General features: G+C 71.8%; 1 protein-coding gene. It reads left to right on the top strand.

Translation table 11 applies throughout. The features are described from left to right. Positions 1 to 255: helix-turn-helix domain-containing protein (locus MRBLMG1_RS03805; protein ID WP_367820701.1), on the top strand; the 255-nt coding region annotated here is incomplete at both ends.

Genomic DNA, 255 nt, shown 5'->3' with positions numbered 1-255 from the left:
TTTCCAACAAGGACGTCGCGGCTCGGCTCGGCTCGACGCCGCATGCGGTGGGCCGGTGGCGGGCGCGTTTCGTCGAGCACCGGATCGCCGGCCTGGGCGACATGCCCCGCCCAGGCGGTCCCAGATCGGTCACCGACGAGCAGGTGGCCGCCCTGGTGGCCAGGACGCTGGAATCGGCCCCGAAGAACGCGACCCACTGGTCGACACGGTCGATGGCGAAGCAGACGGGCCTGTCGCAGTCGACCGTGTCGCGGG

Source organism: Streptomyces sp. LMG1-1-1.1 (genome assembly GCF_040815545.1).
Lineage (GTDB): Bacteria > Actinomycetota > Actinomycetes > Streptomycetales > Streptomycetaceae > Streptomyces.
The sequence above is the reverse complement of the archived record's forward strand: the minus strand, read 5'-3'. Positions and strand labels throughout refer to the sequence as shown.